17 protein-coding genes and 1 other annotated feature are annotated in these 17961 nt (G+C 53.3%); of the genes, 8 read left to right on the top strand and 9 right to left on the bottom strand.

Annotated elements, in window-relative coordinates:
• Nucleotides 1-62 precede the first annotated feature (62 nt).
• The 7 genes from yidZ to rpmH all read right to left on the bottom strand — a co-directional run bounded on the left by yidZ (nt 63) and on the right by rpmH (nt 6213).
• Nucleotides 63-1022, bottom strand: coding sequence for an HTH-type transcriptional regulator YidZ (gene yidZ, locus QNN86_RS10960; protein ID WP_117342605.1), 960 nt, complete (start codon nt 1020-1022; stop codon nt 63-65).
• The gene (locus QNN86_RS10955; protein WP_414211082.1) at nt 991-2172 is read right to left on the bottom strand and encodes an MFS transporter; all 1182 of its coding nucleotides are present in this window, start codon (nt 2170-2172) and stop codon (nt 991-993) included. Before QNN86_RS10955 ends, yidZ begins: the two co-directional genes overlap by 32 nt.
• Before the next feature lie 180 nt (nt 2173-2352).
• Entirely contained in the window at nt 2353-3717 is a 1365-nt protein-coding gene (mnmE, locus tag QNN86_RS10950) for a tRNA uridine-5-carboxymethylaminomethyl(34) synthesis GTPase MnmE (RefSeq protein ID WP_414211081.1), read from the bottom strand.
• Between the two features lie 108 nt (nt 3718-3825).
• Nucleotides 3826-5472 carry a membrane protein insertase YidC gene (gene yidC / locus QNN86_RS10945; protein ID WP_115259883.1) on the bottom strand — a complete coding sequence of 549 codons (1647 nt, stop codon included), beginning with the start codon at nt 5470-5472 and terminating at the stop codon, nt 3826-3828.
• Nucleotides 5473-5474: 2 nt separating this feature from the next.
• Nucleotides 5475-5732, bottom strand: a complete 258-nt coding sequence (gene yidD, locus QNN86_RS10940) for a membrane protein insertion efficiency factor YidD (RefSeq protein ID WP_003023846.1) — start codon at nt 5730-5732, stop codon at nt 5475-5477.
• Nucleotides 5696-6055, bottom strand: a complete 360-nt coding sequence (rnpA, locus tag QNN86_RS10935; RefSeq protein WP_096758995.1) for a ribonuclease P protein component — start codon at nt 6053-6055, stop codon at nt 5696-5698. Before rnpA ends, yidD begins: the two co-directional genes overlap by 37 nt.
• Nucleotides 6056-6072: 17 nt before the next feature.
• On the bottom strand, nt 6073-6213 hold the full coding sequence (rpmH, locus tag QNN86_RS10930) for a 50S ribosomal protein L34 (protein ID WP_003023858.1): 141 nt from the start codon (nt 6211-6213) through the stop codon (nt 6073-6075).
• 606 nt (nt 6214-6819) lie between these two features.
• Between rpmH and dnaA the strand changes: the two genes are divergently transcribed.
• From dnaA to yidA, 5 genes are all read left to right on the top strand, one after another.
• Nucleotides 6820-8223, top strand: coding sequence for a chromosomal replication initiator protein DnaA (dnaA, locus tag QNN86_RS10925; RefSeq protein ID WP_117342601.1), 1404 nt, complete (start codon nt 6820-6822; stop codon nt 8221-8223).
• Nucleotides 8224-8227: 4 nt separating this feature from the next.
• Nucleotides 8228-9328: a DNA polymerase III subunit beta gene (gene dnaN / locus QNN86_RS10920; protein WP_096758997.1), complete on the top strand. Its 1101-nt coding sequence runs from the start codon at nt 8228-8230 to the stop codon at nt 9326-9328.
• Nucleotides 9328-10401: a DNA replication/repair protein RecF gene (gene recF / locus QNN86_RS10915; protein WP_279277474.1), complete on the top strand. Its 1074-nt coding sequence runs from the start codon at nt 9328-9330 to the stop codon at nt 10399-10401. The genes dnaN and recF overlap by 1 nt, the downstream gene beginning before the upstream one ends.
• Nucleotides 10402-10429: 28 nt before the next feature.
• Nucleotides 10430-12844, top strand: coding sequence for a DNA topoisomerase (ATP-hydrolyzing) subunit B (gene gyrB, locus QNN86_RS10910; RefSeq protein ID WP_181618225.1), 2415 nt, complete (start codon nt 10430-10432; stop codon nt 12842-12844).
• Nucleotides 12845-13057: 213 nt separating this feature from the next.
• Complete coding sequence (yidA, locus tag QNN86_RS10905) at nt 13058-13870, top strand: sugar-phosphatase (protein WP_414211080.1); 813 nt, start codon at nt 13058-13060, stop codon at nt 13868-13870.
• Between the two features lie 5 nt (nt 13871-13875).
• On the opposite strand, the gene cbrA is transcribed toward yidA, so the two are convergent.
• The gene (gene cbrA, locus QNN86_RS10900; protein WP_414211079.1) at nt 13876-15003 is read right to left on the bottom strand and encodes a colicin M resistance lipid reductase CbrA; all 1128 of its coding nucleotides are present in this window, start codon (nt 15001-15003) and stop codon (nt 13876-13878) included.
• 99 nt (nt 15004-15102) lie between these two features.
• Here cbrA and QNN86_RS10895 point away from each other — a divergent pair, with 99 nt between their 5' ends.
• Nucleotides 15103-16329 (top strand): DUF3748 domain-containing protein, encoded by a 1227-nt coding sequence (locus QNN86_RS10895; protein WP_414211078.1) that lies wholly within the window; start codon nt 15103-15105, stop codon nt 16327-16329.
• Between the two features lies 1 nt (nt 16330).
• On the opposite strand, the gene QNN86_RS10890 is transcribed toward QNN86_RS10895, so the two are convergent.
• Nucleotides 16331-16663 carry a YceK/YidQ family lipoprotein gene (locus QNN86_RS10890; protein ID WP_096759493.1) on the bottom strand — a complete coding sequence of 111 codons (333 nt, stop codon included), beginning with the start codon at nt 16661-16663 and terminating at the stop codon, nt 16331-16333.
• Between the two features lie 240 nt (nt 16664-16903).
• Nucleotides 16904-16976, top strand: a sequence feature (ROSE (Repression Of Heat Shock gene Expression) occurs in the 5'-region of heat shock genes and acts as an RNA thermometer to modulate expression.).
• Here QNN86_RS10890 and ibpA point away from each other — a divergent pair.
• Both ibpA and ibpB read left to right on the top strand, forming a co-directional pair.
• Entirely contained in the window at nt 16970-17383 is a 414-nt protein-coding gene (gene ibpA / locus QNN86_RS10885; protein ID WP_045448945.1) for a small heat shock chaperone IbpA, read from the top strand. Its footprint overlaps the feature before it by 7 nt.
• 94 nt (nt 17384-17477) lie before the next feature.
• Nucleotides 17478-17897 (top strand): small heat shock chaperone IbpB, encoded by a 420-nt coding sequence (gene ibpB, locus QNN86_RS10880; protein ID WP_414211077.1) that lies wholly within the window; start codon nt 17478-17480, stop codon nt 17895-17897.
• Nucleotides 17898-17961: the final 64 nt, after the last annotated feature.

The raw sequence follows: 17961 nt of genomic DNA, 5'->3' as shown, positions 1-17961 counted from the left end.
ACGCGACATTTACATTTCTGACACTATCATGGTTAATTTAGCAACAATTTGGGCGCGCAGTGTCAGGACATATCACGATAGAGCGTCTTGATCGTGTCTTTCAGCCAGACGATCTTTGGATTGTGGCTGTTACGTTTATGCCAGAGCAGGGTGAACGGTACGCGCATTTTTTCCAGCTGTGCGGTATCAAAGGGCAGCGGGCGTGCCACCAGTGGAAGCTGGTGGAGTTGATTATAACGCTGACAGTAGACTGGGGCGGTGGCTATCAACGCGTGATCCGGTTGGGCGGCCATAAACAGCGACTGCTCAAACCCCGGCAGACTCAGGGCGATAGTGCGTTTGCGTCCCATCTCCTGCAGCACATCGTCCAGCGCCCAGGTATCGCTTTGTTCCCAACTGATACTGATATGCGGATAGCGCAGGAAGGTCTCCAGGTTCCACTCTTCTCGTAACGCCGGATGATCTTCGCGCAGCCAGACGCAGGGGAGATCGGAAAACAGCACTTCATGGTCGATAGATAACGGCAGCAGGCTCAGCAACTCGCGTGAGCGCGGGTGGCTTTCGCGCCCGGTAAACCCGATATCCACCTCACCGCGAATAATGGCGTCCAGCGAATCGTAATCCCAGTTGCGCACTTTGATGGACGCTTGCGGATAGCGTTGATAAATCTGCTGCGAGAGCGCGTTGAACATGATCATCACCAGCGGTGTCTCGGCCACCAGATCAAACTTCAACCCGCGCGGTGCTTCGTGATGCGGCTTATCGAGCAACTGATTGCCCATCTGCATCCACTCCGCCAGGTTCTGTTCCATACTGACCATCAACGGCGTCGGCGTCAGCCCCAGCGGGGTGTTTACAAACAGCGGATCGTCAAACCAGGATCTCAGCTTCGCCAACGATTTACTGACCGCCGACGGCGTGACGTTCATCCGTTTGGCGGTTTTGGTGACGCTGCGCTCCTGCATCAGGAGCTGCAGGCAGAGCAGTAAATTAAGATCGAGACTGCTGAGGGATTTCTTCATGAGTAGGCGCGGACCGGTTAGGAGCAACAGTGATAATCAGCATGATGCTCACTATGCTACAGCCAATCAGAATCCCGATCAGCATATTCAACGCGTCAAGTCCGAGGACAGCCGCCAGCCAAATCCACAGTGATGAGCCACAAACCTGGGCGATGCCTAGCGTTGAGCTGGCGACGCCCGCTCGCAGCGAGAACGGTCCCAGCGCCTGGCTCATGGCAACGCCGAAACCGACCGAGAATCCGGCACAGATTAACGTCAGGCCAAACAGTGTAACTGCATGCGAGCTGGCAAGGGTTAGAACCACACCTGCGCTCAGGAACAGCACCTGCGAGGCCAGCATCAGGGTACGGGGCTTAAACAGGCTCAGGGCGAACGGCGTGGAGAAAGAGACCGCCATACTGACCCCTGCGGTCATCGCCATGGTCGTGGCGTATTCACCGCGGTCAAAACCCATCACTTCCATTAGCAGTACCGGAGACGTATTCACAAAAGTCAGGATCACCGACACGCTGAGGGTGGTAATCGCCAGACGGCTTAAGAAAAAGCGGTTTATCAGCGACTCGGCTTGTTGATCGACTGTCGTTGACGTCGAGAGACTCGCTGGGCGCGATTCTCGCAGGATAAACACCGATAGCAGGCAAACTGCCACGCCCATACCAATCATCGTGTAGAACAGGCTCTGCCACGGGTATTTGAGCATAATTAGATGCCCCATTACCGGGGCCAGAACCGGCACGATACAGGTGATACCGTTCAACAGAGACAGCACCTTCGCCCGGCGGCGATCGTCGAGCGTATCGCGCAAAATCGCAAAGGCCACTACATAACAGCAGCCTGCGCCAATTCCCTGAATAAAACGGCCCACCAGGAACGGCGTACCGCTCTCGGCGAATGAACACAGGGCGGAAGCAAAAATAAAGATCAGGGCGCCGACAATCGCGACCGGTTTACGACCCGACTGGTCGGCAATCTTACCGGCGAACAGCATCGCCGCGGCCATTCCGGCCAGATACACCGAAAATGCGATATGCAGCTGTGCTTCGCTGGCGTTAAGGTCGGCGGCAATACGCGGTAACCCCACCAGATACATATCAATACCGGCAGGATAAAGCAGAACCAGAGCAAAACTGCAGATTAAAAAACGTGTCATAGCGACCTCATGAGGAATGTGGCGCTAAGAATACGGGGAGAGCATCAGTAGCACGAGTTGCCATTCGGACAACAGTGATTTCCTGTGAGGAAATCACTGTTGTCCGAATGGCGACTTTGCCTTATCGGGCCTACGGGTCCTGTAGGCCCGGCAAGCATCGCGCCACCGGGCAACACAACGTTACTTACCGATACAGAAGCTGGAGAAAATCCGTCCCAGCAGATCGTCGGAGGTAAACTCCCCGGTGATCTCACTGAGATTCTGCTGGGCAAGGCGCAGCTCTTCCGCCAGCAGTTCTCCGGCCCATGCGCCTAATAGCTGCGCTTTACCCTGCTGAAGATGTTCCGCTGCTTCTGCCAGAGCCTGCAGGTGACGGCGACGCGCCAGGAAACCCCCTTCCATATTGGTTTCGAAGCCCATACTCTGCTTGAGATGGTTACGCAGTACGTCAACACCTTCGCCGGTACGCGCGGAGAGGCGAACCAGTGAGTGGCCATTTACTTCGCTGAGACCCAGCGTTTCACCCGTGATATCCGCTTTGTTGCGTACCACGGTAATGGGTAACTTCGTCGGCAAACGTGCGATAAAGTCAGGCCAGATATCGGTCGGGTCGACGGCATCGGTGGTGGTGCCATCCACCATAAACAGCACGCGATCGGCCTGTTCGATTTCCTGCCAGGCGCGTTCAATACCAATGCGTTCAACTTCGTCACTGGCGTCACGCAGACCGGCGGTGTCGATGATATGCAGCGGCATGCCGTCAATATGAATATGTTCGCGCAGTACGTCGCGGGTGGTGCCAGCAATGTCGGTGACAATCGCCGCCTCACGGCCCGCTAAGGCGTTCAGCAGGCTTGATTTCCCGGCGTTAGGACGTCCGGCGATCACCACCTTCATCCCTTCACGCAGTAGGCTACCCTGACGCGCTTCGGCCCGTACGGCATCGAGATCGGCGATGACGTTATTAAGCAGGCCTTCAATTTTACCGTCAGAGAGGAAGTCGATTTCCTCATCCGGAAAATCAATCGCCGCTTCCACGTAGATGCGCAGGTGAGTGAGTGCTTCCACAAGGTGATTTACGCGGGCGGAGAACGCACCCTGCAAGGAGTTCAGCGCGGAACGTGCGGCTTGTTCTGAACTGGCATCGATCAGGTCGGCAATGGCTTCTGCTTGAGCTAAATCGAGTTTATCGTTCAGGAACGCGCGCTCCGAGAACTCACCGGGTCTGGCAATACGCAGGCCGGGAATAGTCAGAATACGTTTTAACAGCAGGTCGAGAATGACCGGGCCGCCGTGGCCCTGCAACTCTAAAACGTCTTCACCGGTAAAGGAGTTTGGACCGGGGAACCACAGGGCAATGCCCTGATCCAGCGTGCTACCATCGGCATCTTTAAACGGCAGGTAGTCGGCATAACGTGGTTTTGGCAGTTTGCCCAGTACGGATTCTGCAACCTCGCGAGCTTTCAGGCCGGAGATGCGCAGAATACCCACACCACCACGTCCCGGTGGGGTGGCCTGAGCGACGATGGTGTCGTTATGGCTCATGATATGTCTCTTAAATACCAATAATAAAAAGGGCGGTCAATCGACCGCCCTTTAATTTATGTTCCGTTTGCCGGATGGCGGCTTCGCCTTATCCGGCCTACAACCGAATCAGGAATTTTTCTTCTCGCGGCTATGCAGGCCACGCTTCTCCAGACCACGGTAAATCAGCTGCTGCTGAATAATGGTTACCAGGTTGCTGACGATATAGTACAGCACCAGACCTGACGGGAACCACAGGAAGAACACGGTGAAGATGACCGGCATAAAGGTCATGATCTTCTGCTGCATCGGGTCGGTCACGGTGGTCGGCGACATCTTCTGAATGAAGAACATCGTTACGCCCATCAGGATCGGCAGGATGTAGTACGGGTCCTGTGCAGACAGGTCATGGATCCACAGTGCGAACGGCGCATGGCGCAGTTCAATGGAGCCCATCAGCATGTAGTACAGCGCCAGGAAGATTGGCATCTGGATGATCAGCGGGAAGCAGCCGCCCAGAGGGTTAACCTTCTCAGCTTTGTACAGGGCCATCATTTCCTGGCTCTGACGCTGTTTGTCATCGCCCAGACGCTCACGCATTGCCTGAATCTTCGGCTGCAGCATACGCATCTTCGCCATGGAGGTGTACTGCGCTTTAGTCAGCGGGTACATGATGCCACGAACGATAAAGGTGATAACGATGATAGAGAAGCCCCAGTTACCCAGGAAGCTATGGATCCACTTCAGCAGTTTGAACAGCGGCTGAGAGATGAACCACAACCAACCGTAGTCGACGGTCAGATCCAGGTGCGGTGCAACGGCCGCCATTTTATCCTGAATTTCCGGGCCAACCCACAGGGTGCTGGTCATCGCGCTTGTCTGGCCCGGTTGAACCAGTACCGGCTGAGATTTATAGCCGATAGCGGCAATGCCGTTACCCAGATTTGCGGTATAGAAGTTATTGGTGCCGTCGTTACGCGGAACCCATGCCGTGGCGAAATACTGCTGCAGCATTGCGACCCAGCCGTCTTTAGCGTTGACGTTCAGGTTTTCGTTTTCAGCAATGGTGTCAAACTTGTATTTCTCATACTTCTCATCAGGCGTGGAGTAAGCCGCGCCACGGAAGGTATGCAGCGCAAAGTTGCTGCTACCGGTGTCGAGATGAGAGGGCAGATTGATGGATTGCTTCAGCTGACCAAAGGTGGAGATTTCCAGCGGCTTCTCGCTGGCGTTCTGCACGCTGTAGTTAACGCTTACCGCATACTCACCGCGCTTGAGAACAAACGTTTTGGTAAACGTGTTGCCAGCGGCGTCTGTATAGGTCATCGGGATCTGCAGTTCATTTTGACCGTCAGCCAGTACAAAAGCGTCTTTGTCGACGTTGTACAGCGGACGTGGGCCGTTAGCCGGGTTATCCGGGCCGTCACGACCTGTCAGGCCACTCTGCGCCTGATAGATGAACTGTGGCGTAGTATCCAGTAACTGGAACGGTTCGGTAGAACCGAGTTCTTTCGGGTAAGCTGGCAGTGAAGCCTGTTCCACATCACCACCACGGGTGTTGATGGTCAGATCAAGCACGTCAGTCTTAACCGTAATCAGTTTCCCCTGGCCACTGGCCGGTACGCCCTGGTCGGCGGCGCTACCCGCTGCGGTGGTCGTTGTCTGCGTGGTCTGTTGAGCCTGAGGTTGCGGATTTTTATCCTGCTCCCAAGCTTGCCAGATCATGAAAGACACGAACAGCAAAGCGATGACTAAAAGATTGCGTTGCGAATCCATCGTTAGTGTTCTCTGGTATCAAATGGTCCGGGTGGGACGGGATCGTCACCACCAGGGTGTAAAGGGTGGCATTTTAATACGCGTTTCACCGTCAACCAACTGCCTTTTATCACTCCAAACCTGCGCAATGCCTCAATTCCGTAGCTCGAACAGGTTGGAGTGAAACGGCAATGCGGCCCAAGCAGCGGACTGATCAGGCGTTGATAGACCCGAATGAGGGCTATCAGGACCCGCGAGCCAGGCGACAATGGCGACGCCATAATTTTTCCAACGCTTCCGAGAGAGCACGGTTATCGAGGTCGGCAACCCCTTTTTTAGCCACCACCACGAAATCCATTGCGGGAAGTTCGTGCTGACGTAAACGGAAGCTTTCACGCGTCAGGCGTTTAATCCTGTTGCGTTCATGCGCACGTTTAACATTTTTCTTGGCGACCGTTAGACCGATGCGGGGATGCCCCAGCGAATTTTGGCGGCCGAGAATGGTGATTTGCGGCGTGCCAGCCCGTTGTGGCTGCTGGAAGACGAATGTGAAATGAGTGGGAGTTAACAAACGTAACTCCCTGGGAAATGCGAGCTTAACCACTCAGGGGCTAGCTTTTATTACTTAGAAACGGTCAGACGAGAACGGCCTTTAGCACGACGACGTGCCAAAACCTGACGACCATTTTTATTAGCCATACGAGCACGGAAGCCGTGAGAACGGTTGCGCTTCAGTACAGACGGTTGAAAAGTGCGTTTCATGGCGATTTCTACCTAAACTTGAATAAATTCACTGACTTTTGCGTATACCCGAACGAACTTCGAACGACTTACGCCACAGTGTGGGTGATTAAAGAGGCCGGATTGTAATAATTGTACACTCCGGAGTCAATTCTCTTTCCTTAATTCCCGCTTTTTTCCGCATGGTTTCGCGTAAAAAACAGGCAGCGTTGACGCCGTGAGGCGACCTTTACTCGCTGGGGGTAAGAATTATACGGACTGGTGGATAAAGCGCAAGGATCGCACGGGATCTTTATTAGATCGTTTTCGCAGTAAAGCATCTTTACTCATTAATTTTTTCAATATGCGCGCGAAAACCTGCAGCACTTCTCCAGGATCGTTTACACTTAGCCGATTCTGGATCATCCTGTGGATAAATCGGGAAGAATCTGTGAGAAACAGAAGATCTCTCGCTCAGTTTAGGCTATGATCCGCGGTCCTGATCGTTTCAATGGATCCTGATCGGGCATATAACCGCAGACAGCGGTTCGCACGTCACCCTCATGCAGGGTCTTTTCGACGTGCGCCAACAATCATGAATGTTTCAGCCTTTGTCATTTATCGACTTTTGTTCGAGTGGAGTCCGCCGTGTCACTTTCGCTTTGGCAGCAGTGTCTTGCCCGATTGCAGGATGAGTTACCAGCCACAGAATTCAGTATGTGGATACGCCCGTTGCAGGCGGAACTGAGCGATAACACGCTGGCTTTGTATGCGCCAAACCGTTTTGTGCTCGATTGGGTAAGGGACAAATACCTTAATAATATTAATGGATTGCTGAATAACTTCTGCGGAGCAGATGCCCCACAGCTACGCTTTGAAGTCGGTACCAAACCCGTCACGCAAACGCTGAAGACGCCGGTTAATCACGTAGTCGCACCTGCGTATGTAGCGCAACAAGTTCAGCCGCAACGAGCTGCACCTGCAGCACGTCCGGGTTGGGATAACGTTCCGGCCCCGGCAGAACCAACCTATCGTTCTAACGTTAACGTCAAACACACGTTTGATAACTTCGTTGAAGGTAAATCTAACCAACTGGCGCGCGCGGCGGCTCGTCAGGTGGCGGACAATCCTGGCGGCGCCTACAATCCTCTATTCCTTTATGGCGGTACCGGTCTGGGTAAAACCCACCTGTTGCATGCTGTGGGTAACGGGATTATGGCGCGCAAGCCGAATGCAAAAGTGGTGTATATGCACTCCGAGCGTTTTGTACAGGACATGGTTAAAGCCCTACAAAACAATGCGATCGAAGAGTTTAAACGCTACTACCGTTCGGTTGATGCGTTGCTGATTGACGATATTCAATTCTTTGCTAATAAAGAACGATCCCAGGAAGAGTTTTTCCACACCTTCAATGCCCTGCTGGAAGGTAATCAGCAGATCATCCTGACGTCGGATCGCTATCCGAAGGAGATCAATGGCGTTGAAGATCGTCTGAAATCCCGCTTTGGCTGGGGACTGACCGTCGCGATCGAACCACCTGAACTGGAAACGCGCGTTGCGATCCTGATGAAAAAAGCTGACGAAAACGATATTCGTCTGCCAGGCGAGGTGGCGTTCTTTATTGCCAAGCGTTTACGCTCTAACGTGCGTGAACTGGAAGGCGCACTGAACCGCGTGATTGCTAACGCCAACTTTACTGGCCGGGCGATTACTATCGATTTTGTGCGTGAGGCGCTGCGCGACCTGCTGGCATTACAGGAAAAACTGGTCACCATCGACAATATTCAAAAGACGGTGGCAGAGTATTACAAAATCAAAATTGCGGATCTGCTTTCGAAGCGTCGATCTCGCTCGGTAGCGCGTCCGCGTCAGATGGCGATGGCGCTGGCAAAAGAGCTTACCAACCACAGTTTGCCGGAAATTGGCGACGCGTTTGGTGGACGTGACCATACTACCGTGCTTCATGCCTGTCGTAAGATTGAGCAGTTGCGTGAAGAAAGCCATGATATTAAAGAAGATTTCTCCAATTTAATCAGAACATTATCTTCGTGACGCTATGAAATTTACCGTTGAACGTGAACATTTATTAAAACCGCTTCAGCAGGTCAGCGGCCCGCTGGGTGGTCGTCCTACGCTGCCGATCCTCGGAAACCTGTTGCTACAGGTTGCGGATGGAACGCTTTCTCTGACCGGTACCGATCTCGAGATGGAGATGGTGGCGCGCGTGGCGCTGATCCAGCCGCATGAACCTGGTGCTACTACCGTCCCGGCGCGTAAATTCTTCGACATTTGTCGCGGTCTGCCGGAAGGCGCGGAAATTGCTGTCCAGTTGGAAGGCGATCGCATGCTGGTGCGTTCTGGCCGCAGTCGTTTCTCGCTGTCCACGCTGCCTGCCGCCGACTTCCCGAATCTGGATGACTGGCAGAGTGAAGTTGAATTCACGCTGCCGCAGGCGACGATGAAGCGTCTGATTGAAGCCACGCAGTTTTCGATGGCTCATCAGGATGTGCGCTATTACTTAAACGGCATGCTGTTTGAAACCGAAGGTGAAGAACTGCGTACCGTGGCGACCGACGGTCACCGCCTGGCGGTGTGCTCTATGCCGGTGGGTCAATCGCTGCCCAGTCATTCGGTGATCGTGCCGCGTAAAGGCGTGATTGAACTGATGCGTATGCTCGACGGCGGCGACAACCCGCTGCGCGTGCAGATTGGCAGCAATAACATCCGTGCGCATGTTGGCGATTTCATCTTTACCTCCAAGCTGGTAGATGGACGTTTCCCGGATTACCGTCGCGTACTGCCGAAGAACCCGGACAAACATCTGGAGGCGGGCTGCGATATCCTCAAGCAGGCGTTTGCCCGTGCGGCTATTCTCTCCAATGAGAAATTCCGCGGTGTGCGTCTGTACGTCAGCGAAAACCAGCTCAAAATTACGGCAAACAACCCGGAGCAGGAAGAAGCGGAAGAGATCCTCGATGTCACCTATCCTGGGACTGAAATGGAAATCGGCTTCAATGTTAGCTATGTGCTGGACGTATTGAACGCGCTGAAGTGCGAAAACGTACGTATTATGCTGACGGATTCCGTATCGAGCGTACAGATTGAAGATGCTGCATCACAGTCGGCTGCTTATGTTGTTATGCCAATGAGATTGTAATGTCGCTCACCCGCCTGTTGATCCGCGATTTTCGCAATATCGAAAGCGCGGATCTCGCTTTATCTCCCGGCTTTAACTTCCTGGTAGGCGCTAACGGCAGCGGCAAAACCAGCGTGCTGGAAGCTATTTATACGCTCGGTCACGGTCGGGCGTTTCGCAGTTTACAGATTGGCCGTGTCATTCGCCACGAGCAGGAGTCGTTTGTACTCCACGGGCGTTTGCAGGGCGCCGAGCGTGAAACCTCGATTGGCCTGACCAAAGACAAGCTGGGTGACAGCAAAGTGCGCATTGACGGTACTGACGGTCATAAGGTTGCCGAACTGGCGCACCTGATGCCGATGCAGCTGATAACGCCTGAGGGGTTTACTTTACTCAATGGCGGCCCCAAATACAGAAGAGCATTCCTTGACTGGGGATGCTTTCACAATGAAGCCGGATTCTTTACCGCCTGGAGCAACCTTAAGCGATTGCTAAAGCAGCGCAATGCGGCGCTGCGCCAGGTGAGTCGTTATGAGCAACTGCGCCCGTGGGATCGAGAGTTGATCCCGCTGGCGGAACAAATCAGCACCTGGCGCGCGGAGTACAGCGCCGGTATCGCGCAGGATATGGCGGATACCTGCCAGCAGTTTCTTCCCGAGTTTTCACTCTCTTTCTCTTTCCAGCGTGGCTGGGAGAAAGAGACCGACTACGCTGAGGTGCTGGAACGCAGTTTTGAACGCGATCGCATGTTGACCTACACCGCGCACGGCCCGCACAAAGCGGATTTCCGCATACGTGCCGACGGTGCACCGGTGGAAGATACGTTGTCGCGTGGGCAGTTAAAACTGCTGATGTGCGCCTTACGTCTGGCGCAAGGGGAGTTCCTGACTCGCGAAAGCGGACGGCGCTGCCTGTACCTGATAGATGATTTTGCCTCTGAACTGGATGATGCGCGTCGCGGACTGCTAGCCAGCCGCTTAAAAGCCACGCAATCTCAAGTCTTTGTCAGCGCAATTAGCGCTGAACACGTTATGGACATGTCGGACAAAAATTCGAAGATGTTCACCGTGGAAAAGGGTAAAATAACGGATTAACCCAAGATAAAATGAGCGAGAAACGTTGATGTCGAATTCTTATGACTCCTCCAGTATCAAAGTCCTGAAAGGACTGGATGCGGTGCGTAAGCGCCCGGGTATGTATATCGGCGACACGGATGACGGCACCGGTCTACACCACATGGTATTCGAGGTGGTAGATAACGCTATCGACGAAGCGCTCGCGGGTCACTGTAAAGATATCGTGGTGACAATCCACGCTGACAACTCCGTGTCCGTTACCGATGATGGTCGTGGTATCCCAACCGGTATCCACCCGGAAGAGGGCGTTTCGGCGGCCGAAGTGATCATGACCGTCCTGCACGCAGGCGGTAAATTCGATGATAACTCTTATAAAGTCTCCGGCGGTCTGCACGGCGTAGGTGTTTCCGTGGTTAACGCCCTGTCGCAGAAACTGGAGCTGGTGATTCGCCGCGAAGGCAAAGTGCATCAGCAAACTTACGTGCACGGCGTACCGCAGGCACCACTGGCCGTGACTGGCGAGACTGAAGCGACCGGTACCCAGGTGCGTTTCTGGCCAAGCCATGAAACCTTTACCAATGTCGTTGAGTTTGAATATGAGATTCTGGCGAAACGCCTGCGCGAGCTGTCATTCCTGAACTCCGGCGTATCCATCCGCCTGCGCGACAAGCGCGACGGCAAAGAAGATCATTTCCACTACGAAGGTGGCATCAAGGCGTTTGTTGAATACCTCAACAAAAACAAAACGCCGATCCACCCGAATATCTTCTACTTCTCCACCGAAAAAGACGGTATTGGCGTCGAAGTTGCACTGCAGTGGAACGATGGTTTCCAGGAAAACATCTACTGCTTCACCAACAACATTCCGCAGCGTGATGGCGGTACGCACCTTGCAGGCTTCCGTGCGGCGATGACCCGTACCCTGAACGCCTACATGGACAAAGAAGGCTACAGCAAAAAAGCGAAAGTCAGCGCCACCGGTGACGATGCCCGTGAAGGCCTGATTGCTGTCGTTTCCGTGAAAGTACCGGATCCGAAATTCTCCTCCCAGACCAAAGACAAGCTGGTCTCCTCCGAGGTGAAAACCGCAGTAGAACAGCAGATGAACGAACTGCTGAGCGAATACCTGCTGGAAAACCCGTCTGACGCGAAAATCGTCGTCGGTAAAATTATTGATGCGGCACGTGCCCGTGAAGCAGCGCGTCGTGCGCGTGAAATGACCCGTCGTAAAGGTGCGCTGGACTTAGCGGGCCTGCCGGGCAAACTGGCGGATTGTCAGGAACGCGACCCGGCCCACTCTGAACTGTACCTGGTGGAAGGGGACTCCGCGGGCGGCTCTGCGAAGCAGGGGCGTAACCGTAAGAACCAGGCGATTCTGCCGCTGAAGGGTAAAATCCTTAACGTTGAGAAGGCGCGCTTCGACAAGATGCTCTCTTCTCAGGAAGTGGCAACGCTGATTACCGCGCTCGGCTGCGGCATCGGTCGCGACGAATACAACCCGGATAAACTGCGCTATCACAGCATCATCATCATGACCGATGCGGACGTCGACGGCTCGCACATTCGTACGTTGCTGTTGACCTTCTTCTATCGTCAGATGCCGGAAATCGTTGAACGCGGCCACGTCTACATTGCACAGCCACCGCTGTACAAAGTGAAGAAAGGCAAGCAGGAACAGTACATCAAAGACGATGAAGCGATGGATCAGTACCAGATCTCTATCGCCCTTGATGGCGCCACGCTGCACACCAATGCTCACGCTCCGGCGCTGGCGGGTGAAGCGCTGGAAAAACTGGTGTCTGAATACAATGCCACGCAGAAAATGATTGGTCGTATGGAGCGCCGCTTCCCGCGCTCACTGCTGAAAGAACTGGTTTATCAACCGACGCTGGCCGAAGCCGATTTGGCTGATGAAGAGAAAGTCACGGCCTGGGTTTCCCAGCTGGTGAACGTGCTGAATGAAAACGAAATGCACGGTAGCACCTGGAATAGCTTTGTACGTAAAGACGCTGAGCTGAACCTGTTTGAACCGGTTATCCGCGTGCGTACCCACGGGGTCGATACCGACTACCCTCTGGAGCATGAGTTTGTGACCGGAGGTGAATACCGTCGTCTCTGCCAGCTTGGTGAGAAACTGCGTGGCCTGATCGAAGACGATGCGTTTATCGAACGTGGTGAGCGTCGTCAGCCGGTTACCAGCTTCGAGCAGGCGCTGGACTGGCTGGTGAAAGAGTCCCGCCGTGGTCTGTCTATTCAGCGTTATAAAGGTCTGGGCGAAATGAACCCGGATCAGCTGTGGGAAACCACCATGGATCCGGAAAGCCGTCGTATGCTGCGTGTGACGGTGAAAGACGCGATTGCTGCCGACCAGTTGTTCACTACGCTGATGGGCGACGCCGTTGAACCGCGTCGTGCGTTTATCGAAGAGAACGCCCTGAAAGCGGCAAATATCGATATCTAATGTGTAACTCAGGCCTGCTCCTGTAGGCCTGATAAGCGCAGCGCCATCAGGCAGTTCGTCAGTTTTTGCCGGATGGCGGCTTAGGCCTTATCCGGCCTACCATCGATTGTCAAAAGGGGGATCCCGGTTCCCCTTCCTATCCCCCTTTTCGTAGCTGTTTTTTGAGCGGAATCGCGTTAGCATGAGGACAGACTCATTTAATCCGGGGAACTCATGGCTATCAAACTTATTGCTATCGACATGGATGGCACACTTCTGCTGCCCGATCACACCATTTCACCTGCGGTCAAAAATGCAATTACTGCGGCGCGCGCGCGCGGGATAAACGTGGTGCTGACCACTGGCCGTCCGTATGCCGGCGTCCACAGCTACTTGAAAGAACTTCATATGGAACAACCCGGCGACTACTGCATTACCTACAACGGGGCGCTGGTGCAGAAAGCAGGGGATGGCAGCACCGTTGCCCAAACGGCGTTGAGCTATGACGATTATCGTTACCTGGAACAGCTCTCCCGGGAAGTCGGTTCACACTTCCACGCTCTGGATCGCAACACGCTGTATACCGCTAACCGAGATATCAGCTACTACACGGTGCATGAATCGTTTATCGCGACCATTCCGCTGGTGTTCTGCGAAGCCGAGAAGATGGATCCGGCGACTCAGTTCCTGAAAGTGATGATGATTGATGAACCAGAAATCCTCGATAAAGCCATCTCACGCATTCCGGCAGAGGTGAAAGAGAAATATACAGTGCTGAAAAGTGCGCCGTACTTCCTCGAAATCCTGGATAAACGCGTCAATAAAGGCACCGGTGTGAAATCGCTGGCCGATGCGCTGGGCATTAAAGCCGAAGAGGTTATGGCGATTGGCGATCAGGAAAACGACATCGCGATGATCGAATATGCCGGTATGGGCGTAGCCATGGATAACGCAATTCCCTCGGTAAAAGAAATCGCCAACTTCGTCACCAAATCTAATCTTGAAGACGGCGTTGCGTATGCCATTGAGAAATTTGCGCTGAATTAAGTCCGCTATGGGCAAATGCCTTGCCGCATTTGCCCAACGTCTTTTTCATCCGTTGTCGTTTTTGATTCAGGGTATTCGGCCTGCGGAATATGCGCCACGCCGCTGCGCATTATCCATTTACGGGAAAATGCGGACGTTAGCGCCCGGCTCTTGAGGATTTTTCCATACAGCTTGATACGCAGCTTACGGGTTGTTTTGCGATAGGCTTTATTTTTGTCTACCACGTCCTGCAACAGTACGGATTTAAGGATTTCCGCGCTGTCCAGCGCATAGCTAATACCTTCCAGTGAACTGGCGCTAATAAATCCGGCGGCTTCGCCAATCAGAAAGGCGTTCTCCTCACCACAAACGAAGTCCTTCCAGCGTGACGGGAACAGCACCGTACATTTTTCGCTTTTCACCGGTTGGCCAAACTGGAAATTGAACGCTTCCATCTTGTTTTTTAGCGCGTCAAAACGTGCCTGACCGTCCTTCATTGGGTAAGCGCCACCGAAGATAAAAAAGCCGTCTTTGCTGATACTCCAGGAATAACAGTCCGTAGCATCGTTATCAAAAATACACGAGTAGAATGGGACAGGGTGTTGTTCCGTAAACCACTGTTGGATAGCAACATATTTACGGATCTGGTGTTGTGGATAGAGATGACGGCGCACCAGCGAATTCGCCCCGTCGGCACCGATCAGATAGCGAGCCGTAATCTGCTGTTCCCAACCGTCTGCACGAAATATCACATGCCATTTATCACCCTCGCGCCAGATTTTCCGGCACAGGCTGTCGTGGTAAACCTGCACATCGTCTGGGATGAGTGATTTCATCCATAAATCAAAAGCATGGCGATCGATATTAATATAGCTACGCTGATAATTTCGGGTCAGAGAGGCGTCCACATCGACCGTTTTAACGCTGAATATCTGCGGATTGGCAATAACATCAACGGGGAGCGTGATCCCGTCGCGGATAAATGAACGTTGGGCATCAGGAGCCAGTAGGCCTCCGCAGGGTTTGGTGAACCCTTCAGTTCCGCACTGGCGCTTTTTATCCAGAGCAATCACGCGCATTTTTCCGCTCAACTGCCGCGCCAGCGCCGCACCTGCCGGGCCTAAACCGATAATCGCCACGTCAAAATGTTCCATCTTTCTGCCCATAGTAAGTGAGATGGGCATACGCTAAAGCCTGAAAGTGAAGTCCTTGTGAAGTATGATTGCTGAAATTGTCTCGTATCAGGGCATCCCATGAAGCAAGTCACCTATACGCCGCGTCATCACCAACTGACCAATATCAATACCTGGACCCCGGACAGCCAGTGGCTGGTTTTTGATGTGCGACCCTCCGGCGCATCGTTTACCGGCGAGACCATTGAACGCGTCAATATTCACACTGGCGAGGTGGAGGTGATTTATCGCGCGACGCAGCAGGCACACGTCGGCGTGGTGACCGTTCATCCGAAGTCTGAAAAATACGTGTTCATTCACGGGCCTGAAAATCCTGATGAAACATGGCATTACGACTTTCATCACCGTCGCGGAGTCATTGCCTGGCAGGGTGATGTGACGAATCTGGACGCGATGGATATTACTGTCCCGTATACCCCTGGCGCACTGCGCGGCGGCAGCCATGTACATGTTTTTAGCCCGAACGGCGAGTTTGTCAGCTTCACCTATAACGACCATGTGTTGCGTGAGCGTTCCCCGGCGCTGGATTTACGTAACGTTGGCGTGGCTTCGCCGTACGGTCCGGTGACGGTATCCGTTCAGCATCCGCGTGAGTACAGCGGAAGTCACTGGTGCGTACTGGTAAGCCAGACTACGCCTGCGCCACAGCCGGGTAGCGATCAGATTAACCGTGCCTATGAAGAGGGCTGGGTGGGGAACCACGCGCTGGCGTTTATCGGTGATACGTTGTCAGTCAATGGTGAGAAAGTACCTGAACTGTTTATTGTCGATTTACCGCAGGATGAAAGTGGCTGGAAGCAATCGGGCGATGCACCGCTTGAAGGCAGCGAATCAACAATGCCAGCCCCGCCGGCTGGCGTGGTTCAGCGCCGCCTGACGTTTACTCACGACCGCGCTTTCCCTGGACTGGTGAATCAGCCGCGTCACTGGGTGCGCAGTCATCCCCTGGCATCAGAGATTGCGTTTTTGATGCGTGATGATCATGGCGTGGTGCAGCTCTGGTTGATTTCACCTCAGGGCGGTGCACCGCGCCAGTTAACTCACTGTTCGAGTGATATTCAGTCCGCCTTTAACTGGCATCCGTCGGGGCAATGGTTGGGATTCGTGCTGGAAAATAGAATTGCCTGCTGTGATGCACAGACGGGAGAGATTGATTTTTTAACGAAAAGTCACGAAGCCCCACCGTCTGCTGATGCGTACGTTTTCTCGCCTGATGGGCAGCAGGTTGCGTGGATGGAGAACGTCGAGGGTTTCCGCCAGCTATGGGTGACAGAAACCGGGCGTTAACTTAAGGGGCTGGCATTGTTGCCGGGGGGATCACGTCGTTAATGGCTTGCGTGCTCTCCTCGCTTCTTTCTACGCGCGATCTTACCGAGCTATCGGTACGGAAGAAATCCCACGGGAGCAGTAGCGTATCCAGCACGGCGGTAAATGGCATATCAAGAATCGCCAGTGACTTGGTTCCCCAGTTGGTATCGCTCTCGCTAATCATCGTGGCGCTGGCACGCGTGCCAGGATACGTTCCCTCTTTGCCACCGGTGTGCGACATGACGCTGGAGCACCCGCTCACAACAACCATTCCGCTGCACATCATCAGTGTTAACAACATTTTTCTAATCATCATTTTTTCATCTGTTAAACATCGGTGTTTGCATGGTGAGTTATAGCGATCCGTTGCGAAAAATAACATCACCATTCTGTTGCACTGTGGTGGCTATCGCACTCTAACGATAACAACTGTTCCCCCAGTGTATGCAATAGACAACAAACTGCAAAAAAAGTCGGATGAATACGCTTGAAAAGTTTGTATCAAGACCCATTTTTAGGATGTAGGCAAATGAAGGGCACGCCTGATGGGTGTTCTGGCTACCTGACCTGTCCATGATGGAAGGTCTAACATTCTCGCTGATTTCAGGAGCTATTGATTATGCGTAACTTTGACTTATCCCCGTTATACCGTTCTGCAATTGGTTTTGATCGTCTGTTTAACCTGCTGGAAAGCAATCAGAGCCAGAGTAATGGCGGCTACCCTCCGTATAACGTCGAGCTGGTAGACGAAAACCATTACCGTATTGCGATTGCCGTTGCGGGCTTTGCTGAAAGCGAGCTGGAAATTACCGCCCAGGACAATTTGCTGGTGGTGAAAGGCGCTCATGCAGACGAGCAAAAAGAGCGTACTTACCTGTATCAGGGTATTGCCGAGCGCAACTTTGAACGCAAGTTCCAGTTGGCGGAGAACATTCATGTTCGTGGTGCAAACCTGGTGAACGGTCTGCTGTATATCGAGCTTGAGCGCGTGATTCCGGAAGCGAACAAACCGCGCCGTATCGAAATCAACTAATTCAGTGGGCCGCGTCAGGCGGCCCTGCTAAGCAATCAGCTTGCCGTCAGGGAGCTGAAAGGTATTTACTCGCTTCTTAGAAGGAGAAATGAATATGCGTAACTACGATTTATCCCCGCTGCTGCGTCAATGGATCGGTTTTGACAAACTGGCCAATGCACTGCAAAACACTAGCGAAAGCCAGAGCTTCCCACCCTATAACATCGAAAAGAGCGACGATAACCACTATCGCATTACGCTTGCGTTAGCCGGTTTCCGTCAGGAAGATCTGGATATTCAGCTGGAAGGCACGCGTCTGACCGTGAAAGGTACGCCTGAGCAGCCGGAAAAAGAGACCAAGTGGCTGCATCAGGGGCTGGTGACACAATCCTTCAGCCTGAGCTTTACCCTGGCTGAAAATATGGAAGTCTCCGGCGCGAGCTTCACCAATGGTTTGCTGCACATCGATTTAATTCGCAACGAACCTGAAACGGTCCCACCGCAGCGGATCACCATCAGCGAACGTCCCGCATAAAATAGCTAATTAGCTCCTTGCCTTTGCCCCGCCAGAAATGACGGGGCTTTTTTGTGCGTCATCA

Source organism: Citrobacter sp. C348 (genome assembly GCF_047467975.1).
Lineage (GTDB): Bacteria > Pseudomonadota > Gammaproteobacteria > Enterobacterales > Enterobacteriaceae > Citrobacter > Citrobacter gillenii.
Note: the sequence above shows the minus strand (reverse complement) of the source record. Positions and strands in the feature narration are given on the sequence as shown.